This window comes from Brachybacterium sp. AOP42-C2-15 (genome assembly GCF_052377065.1).
Lineage (GTDB): Bacteria > Actinomycetota > Actinomycetes > Actinomycetales > Dermabacteraceae > Brachybacterium.
Window position 1 is genome coordinate 75,117 of sequence record NZ_JBQSWK010000006.1, and the last position, 16,664, is coordinate 91,780.

The 16,664-nt window shown below is 70.9% G+C and carries 14 protein-coding genes and 1 pseudogene; 6 read left to right on the forward strand and 9 right to left on the reverse strand.

The features are described 5' to 3' along the window. Nucleotides 1-103: 103 nt before the first annotated feature. From ACT3SQ_RS04925 to ACT3SQ_RS04940, 4 genes are all read right to left on the reverse strand, one after another. On the reverse strand, nt 104-3,241 hold the full coding sequence (locus ACT3SQ_RS04925) for a YhgE/Pip family protein (protein WP_442332584.1): 3,138 nt from the start codon (nt 3,239-3,241) through the stop codon (nt 104-106). 89 nt (nt 3,242-3,330) lie between these two features. Continuing rightward, nucleotides 3,331-4,251 (reverse strand): tRNA glutamyl-Q(34) synthetase GluQRS, encoded by a 921-nt coding sequence (gene gluQRS, locus ACT3SQ_RS04930; RefSeq protein WP_442332582.1) that lies wholly within the window; start codon nt 4,249-4,251, stop codon nt 3,331-3,333. A 10-nt stretch (nt 4,252-4,261) separates the two neighbouring features. Further along, nucleotides 4,262-4,909, reverse strand: a complete 648-nt coding sequence (locus tag ACT3SQ_RS04935) for a GNAT family N-acetyltransferase (RefSeq protein ID WP_442332583.1) — start codon at nt 4,907-4,909, stop codon at nt 4,262-4,264. A gap of 46 nt (nt 4,910-4,955) precedes the next feature. Next, nucleotides 4,956-5,750: a hypothetical protein gene (locus ACT3SQ_RS04940; protein ID WP_444592141.1), complete on the reverse strand. Its 795-nt coding sequence runs from the start codon at nt 5,748-5,750 to the stop codon at nt 4,956-4,958. Nucleotides 5,751-5,950: 200 nt separating this feature from the next. Between ACT3SQ_RS04940 and ACT3SQ_RS04945 the strand changes: the two genes are divergently transcribed. After that, entirely contained in the window at nt 5,951-6,487 is a 537-nt protein-coding gene (locus tag ACT3SQ_RS04945) for a peptidylprolyl isomerase (RefSeq protein ID WP_442332719.1), read from the forward strand. Between the two features lie 4 nt (nt 6,488-6,491). Next, nucleotides 6,492-6,980, forward strand: a complete 489-nt coding sequence (locus ACT3SQ_RS04950; RefSeq protein ID WP_442332720.1) for a lipoprotein LpqH — start codon at nt 6,492-6,494, stop codon at nt 6,978-6,980. 30 nt (nt 6,981-7,010) lie between these two features. Here the strand turns inward: ACT3SQ_RS04950 and ACT3SQ_RS04955 are convergent, their stop codons facing one another. Further along, entirely contained in the window at nt 7,011-8,207 is a 1,197-nt protein-coding gene (locus tag ACT3SQ_RS04955; protein ID WP_442332721.1) for a hypothetical protein, read from the reverse strand. A 139-nt stretch (nt 8,208-8,346) separates the two neighbouring features. After that, nucleotides 8,347-8,754: pseudogene (locus tag ACT3SQ_RS04960) on the reverse strand (MMPL family transporter); the annotation flags it as partial. 49 nt (nt 8,755-8,803) lie between these two features. Between ACT3SQ_RS04960 and ACT3SQ_RS04965 the strand changes: the two are divergent. The 3 genes from ACT3SQ_RS04965 to ACT3SQ_RS04975 all read left to right on the forward strand — a co-directional run bounded on the left by ACT3SQ_RS04965 (nt 8,804) and on the right by ACT3SQ_RS04975 (nt 10,947). Beyond that, nucleotides 8,804-9,532, forward strand: coding sequence for a DNA glycosylase AlkZ-like family protein (locus ACT3SQ_RS04965; RefSeq protein ID WP_442332722.1), 729 nt, complete (start codon nt 8,804-8,806; stop codon nt 9,530-9,532). A gap of 90 nt (nt 9,533-9,622) precedes the next feature. Beyond that, a complete protein-coding gene (locus ACT3SQ_RS04970) occupies nt 9,623-10,540 on the forward strand; it encodes a rhomboid family intramembrane serine protease (RefSeq protein ID WP_442332723.1) in 918 nt (305 codons plus the stop codon). A 221-nt stretch (nt 10,541-10,761) separates the two neighbouring features. Beyond that, nucleotides 10,762-10,947: a hypothetical protein gene (locus ACT3SQ_RS04975; protein ID WP_442332724.1), complete on the forward strand. Its 186-nt coding sequence runs from the start codon at nt 10,762-10,764 to the stop codon at nt 10,945-10,947. 390 nt (nt 10,948-11,337) lie between these two features. On the opposite strand, the gene ACT3SQ_RS04980 is transcribed toward ACT3SQ_RS04975, so the two are convergent. Beyond that, nucleotides 11,338-11,967: a pyroglutamyl-peptidase I gene (locus ACT3SQ_RS04980; protein ID WP_442332725.1), complete on the reverse strand. Its 630-nt coding sequence runs from the start codon at nt 11,965-11,967 to the stop codon at nt 11,338-11,340. A 58-nt stretch (nt 11,968-12,025) separates the two neighbouring features. Between ACT3SQ_RS04980 and ACT3SQ_RS04985 the strand changes: the two genes are divergently transcribed. Beyond that, nucleotides 12,026-12,685, forward strand: a complete 660-nt coding sequence (locus ACT3SQ_RS04985; RefSeq protein WP_442332726.1) for a GNAT family N-acetyltransferase — start codon at nt 12,026-12,028, stop codon at nt 12,683-12,685. 292 nt (nt 12,686-12,977) lie between these two features. Here the strand turns inward: ACT3SQ_RS04985 and ACT3SQ_RS04990 are convergent, their stop codons facing one another. Together ACT3SQ_RS04990 and ACT3SQ_RS04995 are read right to left on the reverse strand one after the other, a co-directional pair. Further along, complete coding sequence (locus ACT3SQ_RS04990; protein ID WP_442332727.1) at nt 12,978-14,804, reverse strand: ABC transporter ATP-binding protein; 1,827 nt, start codon at nt 14,802-14,804, stop codon at nt 12,978-12,980. After that, nucleotides 14,801-16,627, reverse strand: a complete 1,827-nt coding sequence (locus tag ACT3SQ_RS04995) for an ABC transporter ATP-binding protein (protein WP_444599209.1) — start codon at nt 16,625-16,627, stop codon at nt 14,801-14,803. The genes ACT3SQ_RS04990 and ACT3SQ_RS04995 overlap by 4 nt, the downstream gene beginning before the upstream one ends. Nucleotides 16,628-16,664: the final 37 nt, after the last annotated feature.

Here is a 16,664-nt window from a genome sequence, read left to right on the forward strand (position 1 = left end):
GAGTGCTGGCGTCAGGGCGATCAGTACGGCGAAATAGGCATAGTCATCGCTCCTGCGCCGGTACCCGACCATGTGCCGGTGTCAGCATGTGCTCGTGCCGGTGTCACCATGCGCCGGTGTCACCATATGCCGGTGTCTGGGCCGAGGCCCGGCGCCCCTCCTTCAGCGCGCCGGCCAGGCCCAGGGCGATGCCGAGGAGCAGCCACCCGCCGAGCCACTGCAGATCCCCGGCGGGGTCGATCCAGCCTCCGCCGATCGCTCCGCGGAAGGCGTCCACGGCGTGGGTCATCGGCAGATACGGGTGGATCACCTGGAAGAACTGCGGCAGCGTCGAGACCGGATAGGTGCCCCCGGCACCGGAGATCTGCATTGCGATCAGCACCAGCGCCACGAACTTCCCGACCGGCCCGAACAGGGCGCCGAAGCCGTGGTTCAGCGCCACGAACACCACCGAGGTGAACGCCGCCAGGCCCATCATCAGGGGCAGGTCGTTCATCGAGACGCCCACCAGCAAGTACAGGGCTCCCACGGCGATGGCGGTCTGCACCAGGCCCAGCAGCTGTGCGGGCACCAGGCCACCGGCCAGCAGTCGTACCGGGCCCACGCCGCGAGCGGCGGCCTGGGAGGAGAACGGCGGCATCATCAGGAAGATGGCCATGCCGCCCACCCAGAGGCTGATCGCGAGGAACAGCGGCGCCAGGCCCTCGCCGAAGCGGGTGAGCTCATGGGCGCGCTCGAAGCTCATCTGCACAGGCTCTGCGGCTGTCTCCGAGAGCGCGTCGCTCTCGTCGTCGGTGTAGGCGGGGATGTCGTCCTGGGACTCGGCGAGCCCGTCTCGCAGCTCCTCCGAGCCGTCCGCGAGCTCGCCCGCCCCGTCGTCGAGGGCGACCGCGCCGTCGGCCAGCTCGGTCGCCCCGTCGTCGACCTGTGTCGCGCCGTCGTGGAGCTGCGTGGCACCATCCTCGAGCTGTCCGGCACCGCTGGCGAGCTGCTGCGCACCGTCTCCGGCCTCGGATGTCCCGTCGACCAGCTGCTGGGCGCCGTCGGCTAGCTGACCGGTGCCTCCGGAGAGCTGTTCGGCACCGGTGCGGGCGGTGCCCACCCCGTCCGTGTAGCGGGTGACCCCGCCGGAGAGGGTCTGTGCGCCGTCGCTCGCAGTGCCGCTCGCTTCGGCGAGCCGGTCGGCGCCCGAGGCGACCTCCTGGGCGCCGGTGTTCAGGCGGCGTGCGTCCTGCGCGCCCTGTTCGAGCGCGCCGTAGGCCTCGGGCAGGGCCGTCGCTGCGGTGCGGGCCTGCTGCGCGAGGTCTGTAGCGAGGTCGGAGGCGCTCGTCCCCTGCTCGGGGGAGGGAGCGGCCGAGACGGCGTCGTCGCGCAGGGTGCTGAGGTCCTGTTCGAGGGTCGAGGTGTCCTCGGCGAGGGTCCCCGTGGCCTCGGAGAGGGAGGAGGTGCCCCGGGCGAGGGTCGAGGTGGTCTCGGAGAGCCCCTCGGTGTAGGTGACCATCGATTCCGCGGAGCCGGTCATGTCCGAAGCGATGCCGGCGATGTCGGTCGACTGCTCGGCCGCGGTGCCCGTGGCCTCCTGGGCCGTGGCCGTGTCGACGGAGGCCTGCTCGGCGTCGTCGCGCACCTGTTGGGAGGAGTCCGCCGTGCTTGTGAGGTCCTGGCAGAAGGAGGCGTCGGCGCCGGAGGCCTCGCAGCGTGCGGCGAGAACATCGACCTCCTCGGTGTAGTCCCGGACGCTCTGCTCGCTGGTGGCGGCGCTCTCGGAGGCGGTGGTGGTGGCCTCGTGCGCGCTTTGCACGTCCTCGTCCAGTGCGGTGGCGTCCTCACCGATGGTGGAGGCGGCGTCGCGCAGGGTGCGGGCGTCCTCGGTGCGGTCGGTCGTGGTCTGGTCGAGGTTCTGCGCGGTCTCGTCCAGGCTGGTCACGGTCTCGTCGAGGGTCGTGGCCGTCTCGGAGACGGTGCCGGCGGCGGTGACCGGGTCGGCGAGTCGTCCCGGCAGGTCCGTGGCGATGCCCTCGAGAGCGTCGATCGCGGTGACGAGGTCCTCGCTGGTGCGCTGCACGCTCTCGGGGGTCACGCCGAGCTCGTCGGCGCGCTGCTGCGCGGCGGTGACGGTCTCGTCGAGCTGGCGGGTGCCCTCGGCGACCTGCCCGGCGCCGTCGGCGAGGGTGCCCGCGCCGGTCGCGAGCTCCGAGGTGCCGGTGGCGAGCTGCTGGGCCCCGTTGCGCAGCGGCTGTCCGTTCTCGTCGAGGGTCACCAGGCCCGTGCGGAGCTCGCGGGCGCCGGCGTCGAGGGTCGCGGTCCCGTCGCGCAGGGTGACCGCGCCGGTGCTCAGCTGGTCGAGGCCCACGACCAGGTCTAGGCTCCCGGAGTGCAGGGCGTGCGTGCCGTCAGCCAGCTCCGCACCGCCATCCACCAGCTGTGCTGTGCCGTCAGCCAGCTCGGTGCTGCCGTCGACCAGGTCTCCGGTGCCGTCGTGCAGGGTGGTGGCACCGTCGGTGAGCTCGCCGGCGCCGTCGACGGCATCGCCCAAGCCGTCGTGGATGGTCGTGAAGCCCACGTAGATCTGGCCCAGGTACTGCTCGAGCACGCTCGAGCGCAGCGAATCGGTCAGCGCTGTCCCCACGGACTTCGTGAAGTTGCCGCCCACGTAGTTCACCGAGTCGTTGGTGGTCACCGTGAGCAGAGCCGGAGCCGCGTGTTCGGCATCGCCGCCGAGGGAGGCGATGTTCGCCGAAAAGTCCGAGGGGATCTCGACGGTCGCGCCGTAGGTGCCGTCCGCCAGGCCACGATGAGCTTCACCGGGAGAGACCTCCACGAAGCGGTACACGGTCTCCTTGTCGAGGTCCAGGAGCGTGTCGGTGAACTCCGCGCCGACGTTCAGCTCGCTCTCCTCGCCGTCCGGGGAGGTGGCCGTGGCGCCCTCGTCCTCGTTCACCACGGCGGCGGTGATCTGGTCGAGGCTGTTGCTCGGATCGAGGAACGACCAGGTCATGTTGCCCGAGTAGATCAATGGGACCAGGGCAAGGCCGGTCACGAACAGTGCCGCGATCGGCTTCTTCCACTCACCGGGCAGCAGGGCCAGGGCTCCGCGGCCGACGGCGGAGAGCCCGCGACCGGTCGCTCCGAGGGCGCGGGCGAGCGCACCGCCCAGGACGCCGACGGCCGAGGACACAGCGCGGCGGGCAGTTGTGAGGACGGTGGACAGGGCAGAGAGGAGTGCACGGAGGAGTCGCATCACGCCGCACACGATACATTTGTGTATCGAGAAGTGTTACTGTTCGGCAATAAGTGTGGTGCGGCAAACGCCCGCAGACACCGACAGGGTCAGCCCGGCAGCTCGACCACCCACGGATGCCGCGGCGATGCGGCCGGGTCCCATCGCTCGAGAACGTCGGCCGCAGCACGGCAGCCGCGCAGCCCCAGCGAGTTCCCGATCCGGCCCATGACCTCGGGCACGCTCTCGCCGCGTGCCAGACGATCCCGCAGCGTCACCGCGCCATCGCGCTTTGCGAGCCGGGCCCCGGCGAAGTTCACCGCGAGCGGGACGTGCGCATAACCCGGCTCCGGCAGGCCCAGCAGCTGGGCGAGATGCGCTTGGCGTGGAGCCGAGCTGAGCAGATCATCAGCCCGCACCACCTGGTCCACTCTCGCTGCGGCATCATCGACCACCACGGCCAGGTTGTAGGCGACCACGCCGTCGCCGCGCCGCAGCACCAGATCATCGACCGTGCCCGTCACCTCTCCCGCCCAGAGATCGTGGATCTGCCACGACTCCACCTCGGTGCGCAGTCGGAGGGCCGGTGCGCGCCGCAGCTCCCGCATCCGCTGTCGTCCCTGCTCGCGCGCGGCGAGGGTGAGGTCACGGCAGGTCCCGGGGTAGGCGCCGGGCGGAGCGTGCGGGGCGCTGGGAGCCTCGAGGATCTCCCGGCGGGTGCAGTAGCACTCGAAGACCTGTCCCTGCGCCTCGAGGCGGGCGATGGCCTCGTCGTACGCCGCCCCCCGCTCGGACTGGCGGACTACTTCCCCGTCCCAGTCCATCCCCAGTGCGGCGAGATCCTCGAGCTGTCGCTGCTCGGAGCCCTCCTTGACCCGGTCCAGGTCCTCGACGCGCAGATGGAAGGCGCGGCCGGTGCGGCGGGCGAGTGCCCAGGCGAGGATCGCGGTGCGCAGGTTCCCCAGGTGCAGGTCACCGCTGGGGGAGGGGGCGTAGCGGCCCGCGCCGGGCGGGTTCGGGGCGGCAGGCATGCCGGCCAGTCTAGGAAGCGGGACGCACGAGCAGCACATCGCCCACCCGCCCGCCGGGCACGGGGCGCGCAGCCGCCGCGGGGCGGAAGCCGAGGCGGGCCGCGAGGGTGCGCGAGGTGAGGTTGCGGGAGGCGGTCACCGCGATCACTTCGCGACCGCCCGGTCCGCGGTGCGGATCGGTGAGCACGGCGCGCATCGCCTCGCTGGCCACGCCTCGGCCGGTCATCCCGGGATCCAGTCGCCAGTAGGCGCTCAGCAGCTCGGAGTCGCCGGCTCGCAGAGCGGTGATACCCACGACGCCGAGCAGGCCTGCCGGCAGTTCCTCGGCCCCGCCATCGGCACCCTGTGGGCCGCCGCGCGGCGACTCGCACCGGGCGTCGGGCTCCGCCGCAGCCCGTGCCCGCACCGTGAAGTACCCCAGCCCGTCCCGCTCCCACGCGCTGCACCACTGCGCGAGCACCTGCCGCATCTGGGCGAGCTGCGTGAGCGGGGCGGTGGTGTCCTCGGCGAAGGCGCGGGGATCGGAGTGCAGCGTGAACAGCTCCTCGAGATCCTCCGCGCGCACCGGTGCCAGGCGCAGGCGGGTGGTGACGATCCCGGAGATGACGACAGCGCGGCGGTCACCGTCCGGGGACGGGACCGCCGCGCTGTGGTTCACGGACTGCTCCGTGAGGCGCTCACTCGTGAAGCACCGAGGCGCGGACTCAGGAGTCGCCGCGGTGGTTGCCACGCTTCTCGTCGTCGGCTGAGGAGGCGTCCGGATCGGAATCGACCTTGACCTCCTTGGGCTCCACGTCGGAGGAGCGGTCCTCACCCTTCAGGGCCGAGGCGACGTCACCGGCATCGGCCGAGCCGACGGTGTCGGAGACGGTCGAGGAGTCGGACTCATTCGCGGCGGACGCCGGGTAGTGCGCACGGGCGAAGTCGGCGGGCGGGGCCCACGGATCCTCGACCGGACGGGTCTTCTGCCACACGACGTAGCCGGCGGCGGCACCCGCGGCGGCCAGGCCCAGGATGAGCAGCACCTTGCCGGCACGGCTCTTCTTGGGCTGCGGCGTCGGCTCGAGGACGGCCGAGCGGATGCTGCCCTGGCCCTTGTCGAGCTCCTTGCGGGCAGCGTCGACGGCGGCCTTCAGGACGGTGCCGGTGGTCTCGGCAGTCTTGCGGGCGCGCGGGATGTAGTCGTCCTGCACGTCGTGACGGATCTTGTCCGCACGCGGGCCGAGGTTCTGCGAGAACCTCTCCGACTGGTCGCGGAGCTTGTCCGACTGCTCGCGCAGCTTCTGCTGAGCCTCGGGTGCGTAGTGGTCGTACAGCTCGGTGGCACGGGTACGAGCCTCGCGAGCGCCCTCGGACACCACGGGGCCCACCTGAGCGGCGAGCTTCTGCAGCTCCTCGACGGCGTTCTGGGCGTTCTGGCTGGTCGCACTCGCGGCATCAGCCGTCTTCGCGGCGTGCTTCTTAGCCTTCTTGGCTTCCCGCTTGGTGGTCAGCGCCATGGGGTTCCCCTTTCGGTCGAATCCGTCGGGTCGGGCCGACGGTGGTCCCTGGGCCCGGACAGTCGGAAGACCGTCACGAACCCGTGTGGCACAACTCTAACGTGAGCGAGTCTGCACGCTCACAGCAGATGAGAAGAAGCAGAGGTGCGCGGTGCCCGTCCAGTCGGTCGGCCAGGCGTCCCATGTGGGAGGATGTCGCCATGTTTGCAACTCTTCACACCAACCATGGCGACATCCGCATGGAGCTGTTCCCGAACCATGCCCCCAAGACCGTCGAGAACTTCGTGGGCCTCGCTGAGGGCACCCGCGAGTTCTCCGACCCGGAGACCGGCGAGAAGGTCACCCGTCCGTTCTACGACGGCGTCATCTTCCACCGCATCATCTCCGGCTTCATGCTGCAGGGCGGCGACCCGCTGGGCACCGGCACCGGCGGCCCCGGCTACACCTTCGATGACGAGATCTCGGAGAAGAACTTCAACGAGCCCTATGTGCTCGCGATGGCCAACGCCGGCAAGCGCCGCAACGCGCTGACCGGCAAGCCCTCCGGCACCAACGGTTCGCAGTTCTTCATCACCGTCGGCCCCACCCCGCACCTGCAGGGCAAGCACACCGTCTTCGGCCAGGTCGCCGACGAGGACTCCAAGAAGGTCGTCGACGCCATCGAGGGCGTCAAGACCGATATGCGCGACCGTCCCCTCGAGGACGTCGTCATCTCCTCGGTGACCATCGAGAAGTGACCCCATGAGCGTCCTCGAGCGCTCATCGATCCTGTGCGCCGTCGGCGTCCTGGCAGTCCTGGCCCCGGCCGGCTGCGGGGATGTCGGCGGCGCTTCTGATGCCGGGCGCGAGCCCAGCGGCGGGCGCTGGGAGGCGACCCTCGGCGGGGAGCCGGTCGAGCTCGAGACCGGGATCGTGGACTGCGAACGGATCGACGGCAGCATGCATCTGCGCATCGGGGACATCAGTACGGAGAACCCCAGCCGCTCCACCGGGATCAGCGCCGTCATCGCCGATCCGGACCATAATCCCCAGGTGGCCTCCGCCCGCTTCTCCCTGCCCGACGGCAGGACGCTGCTGTACTCACCCGCGACGACCGGCGGGGTCGGGGTGCCCTCCACCGAGGTCGTCGTCGACGGGGACACCTACGAGATCGAGGGCGCGGGGACGCTCACCGGCACCTCCAACGACCAGGCCACCACCCGGTTCACGCTCACGGTCAGCTGCGGCTGAGACGGCCGTCCCCCTCGGCGGGGGCGTCCCTCACGCGAAGGTCAGCGTGGCGGTGAGCGGCTCCTCGACCTGCTCGAAGTCCTCGTCCAGCACCTGACCGAACCGCGGCATGATCTGCACGGTCGCGGACTCCAGCGAGGCGGGGACGGTGAAGGTGGCGATCGGGCGGCGGTGCGCACTGCCGAACATCCGCGACTGGTCCTGTGCGGGGCGCAGCTCAGTGCCGTCGGGGAGCACCAGCACCACCTCGGTGAGCTCCTCGACGTTCGAGGAGAAGTCGCGGTCCCAGGTCAGCGGGACCACGAGATGGATCTCGCCCTCCTCGGCCCAGCCCAGGTGCCCCCCGTGCTCCAGCCCGGAGTCCACGAACGGCGAGAGGTAGGCCTCCTCCACCGTGCCGTGCAGGGTCATCACGTCCTGCCCGAAACCGTCGGGCACCGAGATGTCGATGACGTCCGCGTCGGAGACCTCCACCTCGAGCCCCCGCGTGTACATGCGCGGGGCCGGGGTCGCGATCACGGAGCCGTCCACCAGGGACAGCTCCTGGAGGCCGCCCTCGATCTCGGCCCGCAGCGCCACCGCATCCGGGGCCGGGTCGGCGTCCACGACCGCCAGCACGATCCCGCTGCGCTCGGCATCGCCCTTCTCCGCCCGGCCCAGGCGGATCGCCTCGTTCCCGGCGTGGGTGATGTGGAGTTCGGTGCCGAGGCGGCTCGGCGTCGGCCTCCAGTCCGGGTCCGTGGACTCCCAGGCCGTGAGCAGGAATCTCTTCATCGTGCCGGGCAGCAGCGTGGTGGCGGGCTGCGCCTCACCGCCCTCGCCCTCGGCGCCGCCGTCGGCCGGCGGGGCCTCCTGACCGGTCAGGGCCGTGTACTGCTCGGCGGTGAGGCTCTCCAGCAGCGTCGAGGCCACCACGGTGGCCTGGGCGAAGGGGTGGATCATGGTCTCGGAGTCCTCCACGCGGGACATCAGGTTGCCCGCGGCGATCTCGTCGACCACCTCGATCACGTCGAACTCCAGGGTCGCGGCGCTGCCGGGAGGCGGGGTGGAGGCGCCGGGCTCGTCGGTCACCTCCGCCGCACCGTCGCCACCTGCCGACGGCGCACGCGAGTCGCCGGAGGGCAGCAGCCCGCAGCCGGCCAGCAGCAGGGCCGGTCCCGACAGCAGCACCCCGCGGCGGGCGAGAGAGGAAGCGGACCGGGCGGGGAGGTGGCGTCGGGACGTCATGGAGCGCTTTCGTCGAGAAGAGAGGGGTCTCAGGTCACGGTAACTTTCTTCCTCCCGTCGACGAAGCGGGACGGGCGGAGTGCCGGAGAGATCACCTCCTGCGCTCCGCCCGTCGGCCCGTTCCCCTCGGCGCGGTGGCTCAGTGCCGCGCCGGGCGGGAGGGCCACCACATGCGCTCGCCGAGCAGGGCGAACAGCGCCGGCACCAGCACGGTGCGCACCAGCAGGGTGTCCAGCAGCGCCCCCAGGCCCACGATCAGGCCCAGCTGGCCGAGCACCACCAGGGGCAGCACGCCGAGTGCCGCGAAGACGGCGGCGAGCACCACGCCCGCGCTGGTGATCACCACGCCGGTGGAGCCGACGGCGCGCACCATGCCCCGGGTGGTGCCATGCGTCCCCGCCTCGTGGCGGGCGCGGTGGACCAGGAAGATCGTGTAGTCCACGCAGAGCGCGACCAGGAACAGGAAGGCCAGCAGCGGCACCGTGACGTCCAGCGCCGGGATGTCCAGCAGCAGGCGGCCGGCCCACAGCCCCAGCCCGATCGCCGCGGAGCGGTCGGTGCCGGGTACGGGCCGCGGGGTGCTGCGCAAGGAGCTGATGGCCGCGTGGGAGGCGGCCGGGATCCGCACCGACCAGGGGCGCGGATACCACCCGCTGGTGGAGATGATCACCGGCGGGATCGCCGCCTACGGCCCGTGGCAGGACGGGGAGACCGCGGTGGTGCTGGCGCGCACCTGGCTGCCCGCCGGCAGCGACCTCGAGGGCGCCTTCAACGGCGACGACGCCGCGGCCGCAGCCGAACTGGCCCGGCGCTACCTCAGCAGTCACGGACCGGCGGGGGAGCGGGACCTCGCCTGGTGGTCGAAGCTGCCGCTGGGGTCGATCCGCGCCGCGCTGCCGCAGATCGAGGACGCGCTGGAGAGCGGCTATGCGGACCGGCACGGCCGGCTCCATGCGACCGTCGACGCGGCCCGCGGCGGCGACGGGGAGCGACTGTGGTGGAGGCCCGGTCTGCTCCAGGAGTACGCGGAGGCGGAGAAGGAGACCGTGCGCGAGCTGCTGCTGCCCGGCTTCGACGAGCTGGTGCTCGGCTATCGCGACCGGCTCTTCCTGATGGACCAGGAGCGACATCGCGCGCTGGTCCCCGGCAACAACGGCGTGTTCAAGCGGGCGGCGCTGCGCCGCGGCGAGGTGGTGGGCGTCTGGAGCCGCAAGGGCACGGCGGGTCGGCGCAAGCTCGTGCTCGAGGAGCTGCGGGATGTGAGCCCGACGCAGCATCGCCGATTCGAGAAGCTCTTCGCGGCGTTCCCGTACACCGTGGCGTGAAAGGCGGCCGGGCGCCGACTCCGTAGGGCCCATGGGGTCGTGCCTCTGTCCACTCGGGGGCGGCACAGGCCCGCGTGGTGGAATGAGAGCATGGAACGACCCAGCTACGGCTACAGCGCCGAGGACGAACCGGACCCCCAGGCGCCGCCGGTGTGCCCCCGGCATCCCGACCGGGTGAGCTACGTGCGCTGCAAGCGCTGTGACCGTCCGGCCTGTCCGGACTGCCAGCGGCCCACCTCTGTGGGGGTGCTCTGCGTGGACTGCGAGCGGGACATCTCCCGGCAGCAGGCCTCCACCCGGCCGCGGAACGCGATGGGCGCTCGCATGGGCAAGCGCACCCCGTACGTCACGTACACCGTGATCGCCCTGTGCGTGCTGGCCTACCTCGGGCAGATGCTCGCGCCGGGGCTCGTCGAGCAGCTGGGGATCTTCGCGCCGTTCCGGGCGCTGCTGATGCCGTGGACCTTCGTCACCGCTGGCTTCCTGCACGGCGGGATCCTGCACCTGGCGCTGAACATGTACGCGCTGTGGATCGTGGGGCAGTACCTCGAGCAGGCCCTCGGCCATGTCCGCTACACCGCGATCTACCTGGCCTCGATGCTGGGTGGGCACACCGCCGTGTACGTGATCGCCGATCCGATCAGCCAGTCCTGGTTCACCGGCACCCTCGGGGCCAGCGGCGGCGTCTTCGGCCTGTTCGCCGCGATGTTCGTGGTCAATCGGCACCTGGGCGGGCAGACCGCACAGATCCTCCTGCTGATCGGTCTGAACCTCGTCATCACCTTCACCGTCCCCAACATCTCCTGGCAGGGCCACCTGGGGGGCCTGGTGCTCGGTGCCGCGGTGACCGCGGGGATGTTCGCGCTGCGCCCGAAGGCCACCGCCGGCGCGGACCGCGAGGTGCTGGCTCGACGCTCCGCCCTCGTGCATTCCGGCGTGGTGGTGGCCGCACTCGTGCTGTGCGTCGCGCTGATCGTCCTCAAGACGCTCACGGTGCCGATGTCGTGAGATCGCGCGTCCGGGAGCGGGCGCGGACGGAGCACCGGAACGGGTCGGGGCGGCGAGCAGGCCGCCCCGACCCGTTCGTCATCCGGGCTCTCCCGACCCCTGTAGCACGGACTGCACCCGCCCGGTGAGGCGATGGGGGAACTACACGGATGTGGTTTTCCCCAGATGTGGACAGAATTGGGGATAACTCTGTCGACCGTTGGGGATTGCACGATCTTGCTGTGGATAACCGGGGATCGGCTGTGGACGGACAGTGGGGACGAGTCAGGGCGCTCCCGAGCGGCGTGCGGATGCTCACCGTCGAGTCGCTGCCGCGCAACCAGCCCGAGCACCGCTCCACCCGGCCGGGAGGCACCCCGCTGCCGCCTCCCGAAGATTCCATGACCTGGGGTGATGCGGGAGCCTGAGGGGTCGTCGAGGGGCGGCGCAGCGAGGTCGCGTGGCGACGACGGTCGCAGAGAGCGGGGCCGACGACACGCCCGGGTTCTCCGCTGTACCTGCGGAACTACATGTCTGTCATTCGTCCACGCCTGTGGAAAACGTTGTGGATAACTCTGTCGGCGGGGTGGAAGGACGGCGTTCTCGAGCCGACGTGCGGCGAGATGCACCGGTTGTGCACAGCGTCAGGCGCGATCTTGTCCCGAGTCGGGCCGAACTGTTGACAAGGGCCGCCACAGGGCGATAGGCGGAGGCGGCGGCTGAGGCGCGATGCCGATGTACGCGGCGGCCGGGGCGCGATGCCGACCCCGGGGCCGACGCGGTGTCCGGGCGCGGCCGCCTCGACGCTCAGCCCCGGCTCAGTGCTCGGCCCCGCCCGCGAGGGCCGCATCGCCCGCGGTGTGCAGCGCCACCTCGACCATCCGGGCCAGGGCGCGAGCCCCGGACGGGGCGTCGACCACGTCGGCCGACGGCACATGGACGAAGCCGCCGCGGGTGTCGGCGAGCTCAGGGTCGGTCGCCAGCAGGTGCTGGAGCGCGTAGAAGACGTCGTTGCACACGTAGGTGCCGGCCGTCTGGGACACCGCGGCCGGGACCCCGTCGGCCGTGAGCGCGGCGACCATCGCCTTGATCGGCAGGGTGCTGAAGTAGCCCGTCGGGCCGCCTGCGACCACGGGCTGGTCCACCGGGCTCGCGCCGGCGTTGTCCGGGATCCGCGCATCGCGCACGTTCAGTGCGACCCGTTCCGGGGTGATCCCTGCGCGCCCTGCGGCGAGACCGACGGCGACCACCAGTGAGGGCCGGTGCTCCCGCACCGCCGCGGCGAGCAGCTCCCCGACCCGACCGAACTCGACCGGCAGCTCGAGGGTCTCGACCGTCAGCCCCCGGTCCTGCAGCAGCGGTGCCGCGCCGCGCACCGCTTCCCAGGACTCGTTCACGCTCGCTCCGTCGAAGGGCGCGAATCCGCTCAGCAGCACGTCGGTGGTCATGGGCACAGCCTAGGGAAAAGCAGAGGCGGGCGATGCGCCGTGGCTCTAGCCTGGGCCGATGACCACGTCCCTCGACGACCTCGCCACCCTGTATCCGCCTCTCGGCCTGGTGCTGCGCGTCGGTGGCCTCACCCTGCGCCCGCTCGCCGATGCTGATCTGCCCGAGTACGCGGCGCTGCTCCGTCGGCCGATCTTCGAGGACCCGCAGTCCCCGGCGGTCTTCCCCTGGTACCGGGCTGAGACCGAGGAGCGGGTCCGCAACGCGCTGGCCTTCCAGTGGCGGCTGCGCAGCGGGATCGAGCCGGAGTCGTGGACGCTCCCGTTCGGGGTGTGGGCGCAGGGCAGGCTCATCGGATGCCAGGACATGTCCGCGACCCGCTTCGCCGAGAGGCGCGTGGTCAGCTCCGGATCCTGGCTCACCCTGGACGCCCACGGGAACGGCTACGGGAAGCTCATGCGGCAGGCGATGCTGGTGCTCGCCTTCGACCACCTCGGGGCGCTGCGGGCCGAGTCCGCCGCGGCGGTCGGGAACGATGCCTCTTTCGGCGTCTCGCATTCCTGCGGCTACGTCGACAACGGCACTCAGGTGTCCACACTGCGCGGGTCGACCGTTTTCGAGCAGCGGTTCCTGGTCACGCCCGAGACCTTCCGCCGGCCGAGCACGGGGGTGCAGATCGGCGGCCTCACCGAGGAGCTCCGGGCAATGCTGGGGGCGTGACCGGGCGTGACCTGGCGTGACCTGGCGGGCCTGACCGGCTCGGGCTGGCCGAACCGGCTTGGGCGGGCCGAACCGGGCCGGGCCGGGGGTGGCCGGTGCATCCAGTGGCGCTCAGCCAGCATTCGACCCGGTATGTGGGGATGTGTGCTGGCTCAGCGCCAGTGGATGCGCATCAGCCCTGCCGGGGCGGCCGCCCGCGGGGACCGCATCGGGGGCGGTGCCGCTCACTCAGGGGGCCGCGGCTCGGCCGGGCCGGGGCGGGGTGCTGTGGTGCACCCGCCCCGGCCATGCGTCACATCGAGTCCTGCCAGGCCTGGTACAGCGCGGCGAAGCGACCGCCCTGGGCGACCAGCTCCGTGGGGGAGCCGTCCTCGACGACCTCGCCGCCGTGCACCACCAGCACCCGGTCCGCGATCATCACGGTGGTCAGGCGGTGGGCGATGATCAGCGAGGTGCGCCGACCGAGCAGCTTCGTGAGCCCCTCCTGCACCATTCGCTCGCTGGGGATGTCCAGCGAGCTGGTGGCCTCGTCGAGGATCAGCACCCGCGGGTCGGCGAGGAAGGCCCGGGCGAAGGAGATCAGCTGCCGCTGCCCGGCGCTGACCCGCCCGCCGCGCTTGTTCACGTCGGTGTCGTAGCCGTAGGGGAGCTTCTCGATGAACTCGTCGGCCCCGATCGCGCGGGCCGCGGCCTCGATCTCCTCCCGGCTCGCGCCGGGCTTGCCGAGGGCGATGTTGTCCGCGACGGTGCCGGAGAACAGGTACGCCTCTTGGGTGACCATCACGATGTTACGGGTCAGATCCGCCATGGAGATGTCCCGCAGGTCCACCCCGTCCAGGCGCACGCTGCCGTCGGTCGCGTCGTAGAAGCGGGAGATGAGCTTCGCGACGGTGGACTTGCCGGCGCCGGTCTGGCCCACCAGGGCGACCGTCTGCCCAGCGGGGATGTGCAGGTCCATCGGCTGCAGGACCAGCGGGCCATCCTCGCTGTACCGGAAGGAGACGTCCTCGAAGTCCACCTGGCCGCTCGCGGCGAGCAGCGGGGTGGGGGTCTCGGACTCCTTCACGTGGGGCTGCACCGCGAGGAGGTTCGCGATCTTCTCGAGCGCGGCCACCGCAGACTGGAAGGCGTTGTAGAAGTTCGCGATCTCGTCCACCGGCTGGAAGAAGCGCCGTGAGTACAGCACCAGCGCCACCAGCACACCCACCTGCAGATCGTCGGACATCACCCGGAATCCACCCACCACCAGCACCGCGGCGATGGTCACATTGGCGAGCACGCGCAGGGCGGGCTGGTAGATGCCGAACACGTTGATCGAGCGCATCGAGGCGTCACGGTAGTCCTGGGCGAGGGTGTCGAACTCAGCCTGGTTGCGCTCCTCCTTGCGGAAGGCCTTGACGGCGCGAATCCCGGCCATCGCCTCGACGAAGTGCACGATCAGCCGCGCCGAATGGGTGCGGATCGCCCGGTACTCGATGCGGGAGCGCTTCTGGAACCAGATCGTCAGCAGCACGCAGGGGATCAGCATCAGCAGCATCACTAGGCCGGTCACCGGGTCCATGGTCACGATCAGCACGATCGTGAACACCATCGACAACGAGGCGCCCACCATGACGTTCACGCCGGAGTCGAGCAGCTCGCGCAGCGCCTCCATGTCGGAGGTCTGGCGGGAGACGATCCGGCCCGAGGTGTAGGACTCGTGGAACTCGAGGTCCTGCTTCTGGGTGAAGCGGAAGACCTTCCGGCGCAGCGCGAGCAGCATCTTCTGGCCGACGACGACGGACTGGCGCACGTACCCGTAGGTGAGCACGCCGCCCACGATCGCGGCGCCGACGGCCAGCGCCGCGGCCTGGAACGCGGGGCCGGAGTCCCCGGCCACCAGGGATGGCAGGCCGTGGTCGATGCCCCAGGCGATGATCGCTGGGCCGGCCACCACGGCGAGCTGCGCGAAGACGACCATGATGGCCATCCCCACGAACTGGCCCTTGACGGGGGAGATCAGCTCGCCGAGCAGGGCGAAGGAGCGCTTCCGCGAAGCGGTGTTCTCGGCGTCGTTGAAAGTCTGGTGCTCGGGGTCGTTCTGGTCCGGGCGCTGGTTCTTCATTGCGGGGGCGCTCATCGGCCCTCCTCCTGGATCGCGCGGAGCTCGAGCTCGCAGGTGAGGGTCTCGATGTCCTGGTCGCGGCGGCGTTCCTCGGCCTGGTTGGCGATCACCCAGCGGTAGCGGGCGGAAGTGGCCATCAGCTCGTGATGGGTGCCGACGGCGACCACCCGGCCGCCGTCGAGCAGGGCGACCCTGTCCGCAAGGGCCACGGTCGAGCTGCGGTGGGCGACGATCAGCGTGGTGGTTCCGCTGAGCACCTCTCGCAGGCGCTCGGTGACGGTCTCCTCCGTCTTGGTGTCCAGAGCGGAGAGCGGATCATCCAGCAGCAGCACGGCGGGGCGGGCGGCGATCGCACGGGCCAGGGCCAGGCGCTGGCGCTGGCCGCCGGAGAGGCTCATGCCCTCTTCGCCGATGCGGGTGTCCACGCCCTCGGGCAGCTCGTACGCATAGGTGGCATCCGCGGTGCGCAGAGCGAGGTGGAGCAGGTCCTCGGCCTGTTCTGCGGTGAGCGACTGATCTGCGCCGAGCAGCACGTTCTCGCGCACCGAGTCGGAGAACAGGGTGGCGTCCTCGAAGGCGACTGCGGTGAGGGTGCGCAGGCTGATCAGGTCCAGCTCGCGGATGTCGATGCCGTCGATCGTGATCGCGCCGGCGGTCACGTCGTACAGGCGCGGCACCAGCTGCAGCAGGGTGGATTTGCCGCTGCCGGTCACGCCCACCAGTGCCATGGTCTCGCCCGGGCGGATCTCGAGGTCCACTCCGTTGATCACGTCGGGCATGTGGTCCGGGGCGTCCTCGTAACGGAAGTGGACGCCCTCGAAGCGCACCGCGCCGGTGGCGGCGGCGGGATCGAGGCGCTGCGGAGAGGCAGGGGAGGTGATGGCCTCGGCGGAGTCCATCACCTCGTAGTGGCGGTCCAGGGCGGTGGTCGCGTTGACTGCCTGGCCCAGCAGCATGCCGAGCATCCGCACCGGACCCACCACCAGGGTGGCGGTCGCGAAATAGGAGGCCAGCTGGCCGGTGGAGATCGACCCCGAGGCCGTCAGGTGCAGGCCCACCAGCAGGGCCACGCCGAGGGCGAGCTCCGGCAGCATGAACATGAACATGTCGAAGCGGGCGATAGCGGTCGCCTTGCGCACCTCGGTGCGGCGCAGCTCCTCGGCCTGCTCGGTGAAGCCCTCGAGGGCCGTCGGCCCGCGGCCGAAGGCCTTGAGCACCCGGATGCCCTGCACGGACTGCTCGATGGTGGTGGCGAGGTCACCGTTCTGATCCTGCGAGAGGCGGGAGAGGACGGAGTAGGAGCGGTTGAAGCGATAGGCGATCACCGTCACCGGCACCGCGGCGCAGAAGAAGATCAGCGCGAGGATCGCGGAGGAGCGCACCAGCAGGCCCATGCCCACCACGACGGTGACCATGCTGGTCACGGCCATGATCATGCCGAAGGCGATCCAGCGGCGGATCTGGTTGATGTCGCTCAGCATGCGCGAGAGCAGCTGGCCGGAGCCCCACCCGTCATGGAAGGTGACCGGCAGGTTCTGGACCTTGCGGTAGAAGTCCACCCGGATCTGCTTCTCGACGGTGGTCGAGGGGGCGACCGCGAAGGTGCGGCGCATCCAGATCAGGGAGGCTTCGACGATGCCGAGGGCCAGCACGATCGCGCCACCGGTCCAGATGACGACGGAGGTCGCGTCGGAGTCGAGCCGATTGACGATGTACTCGAGGACCTGAGGGATCATGAGCGCCACGATTGACGCGGTCATGGCGCTGAGCAGGCCGAGATAGAGGCGGAAGCGGATCGGACGGACCGTCTGCCAGAGACGGCGCATGGTGCCGAGCATGGGGGGAGAGAACCTCGGGGGGATCGGGCGGCCCGAC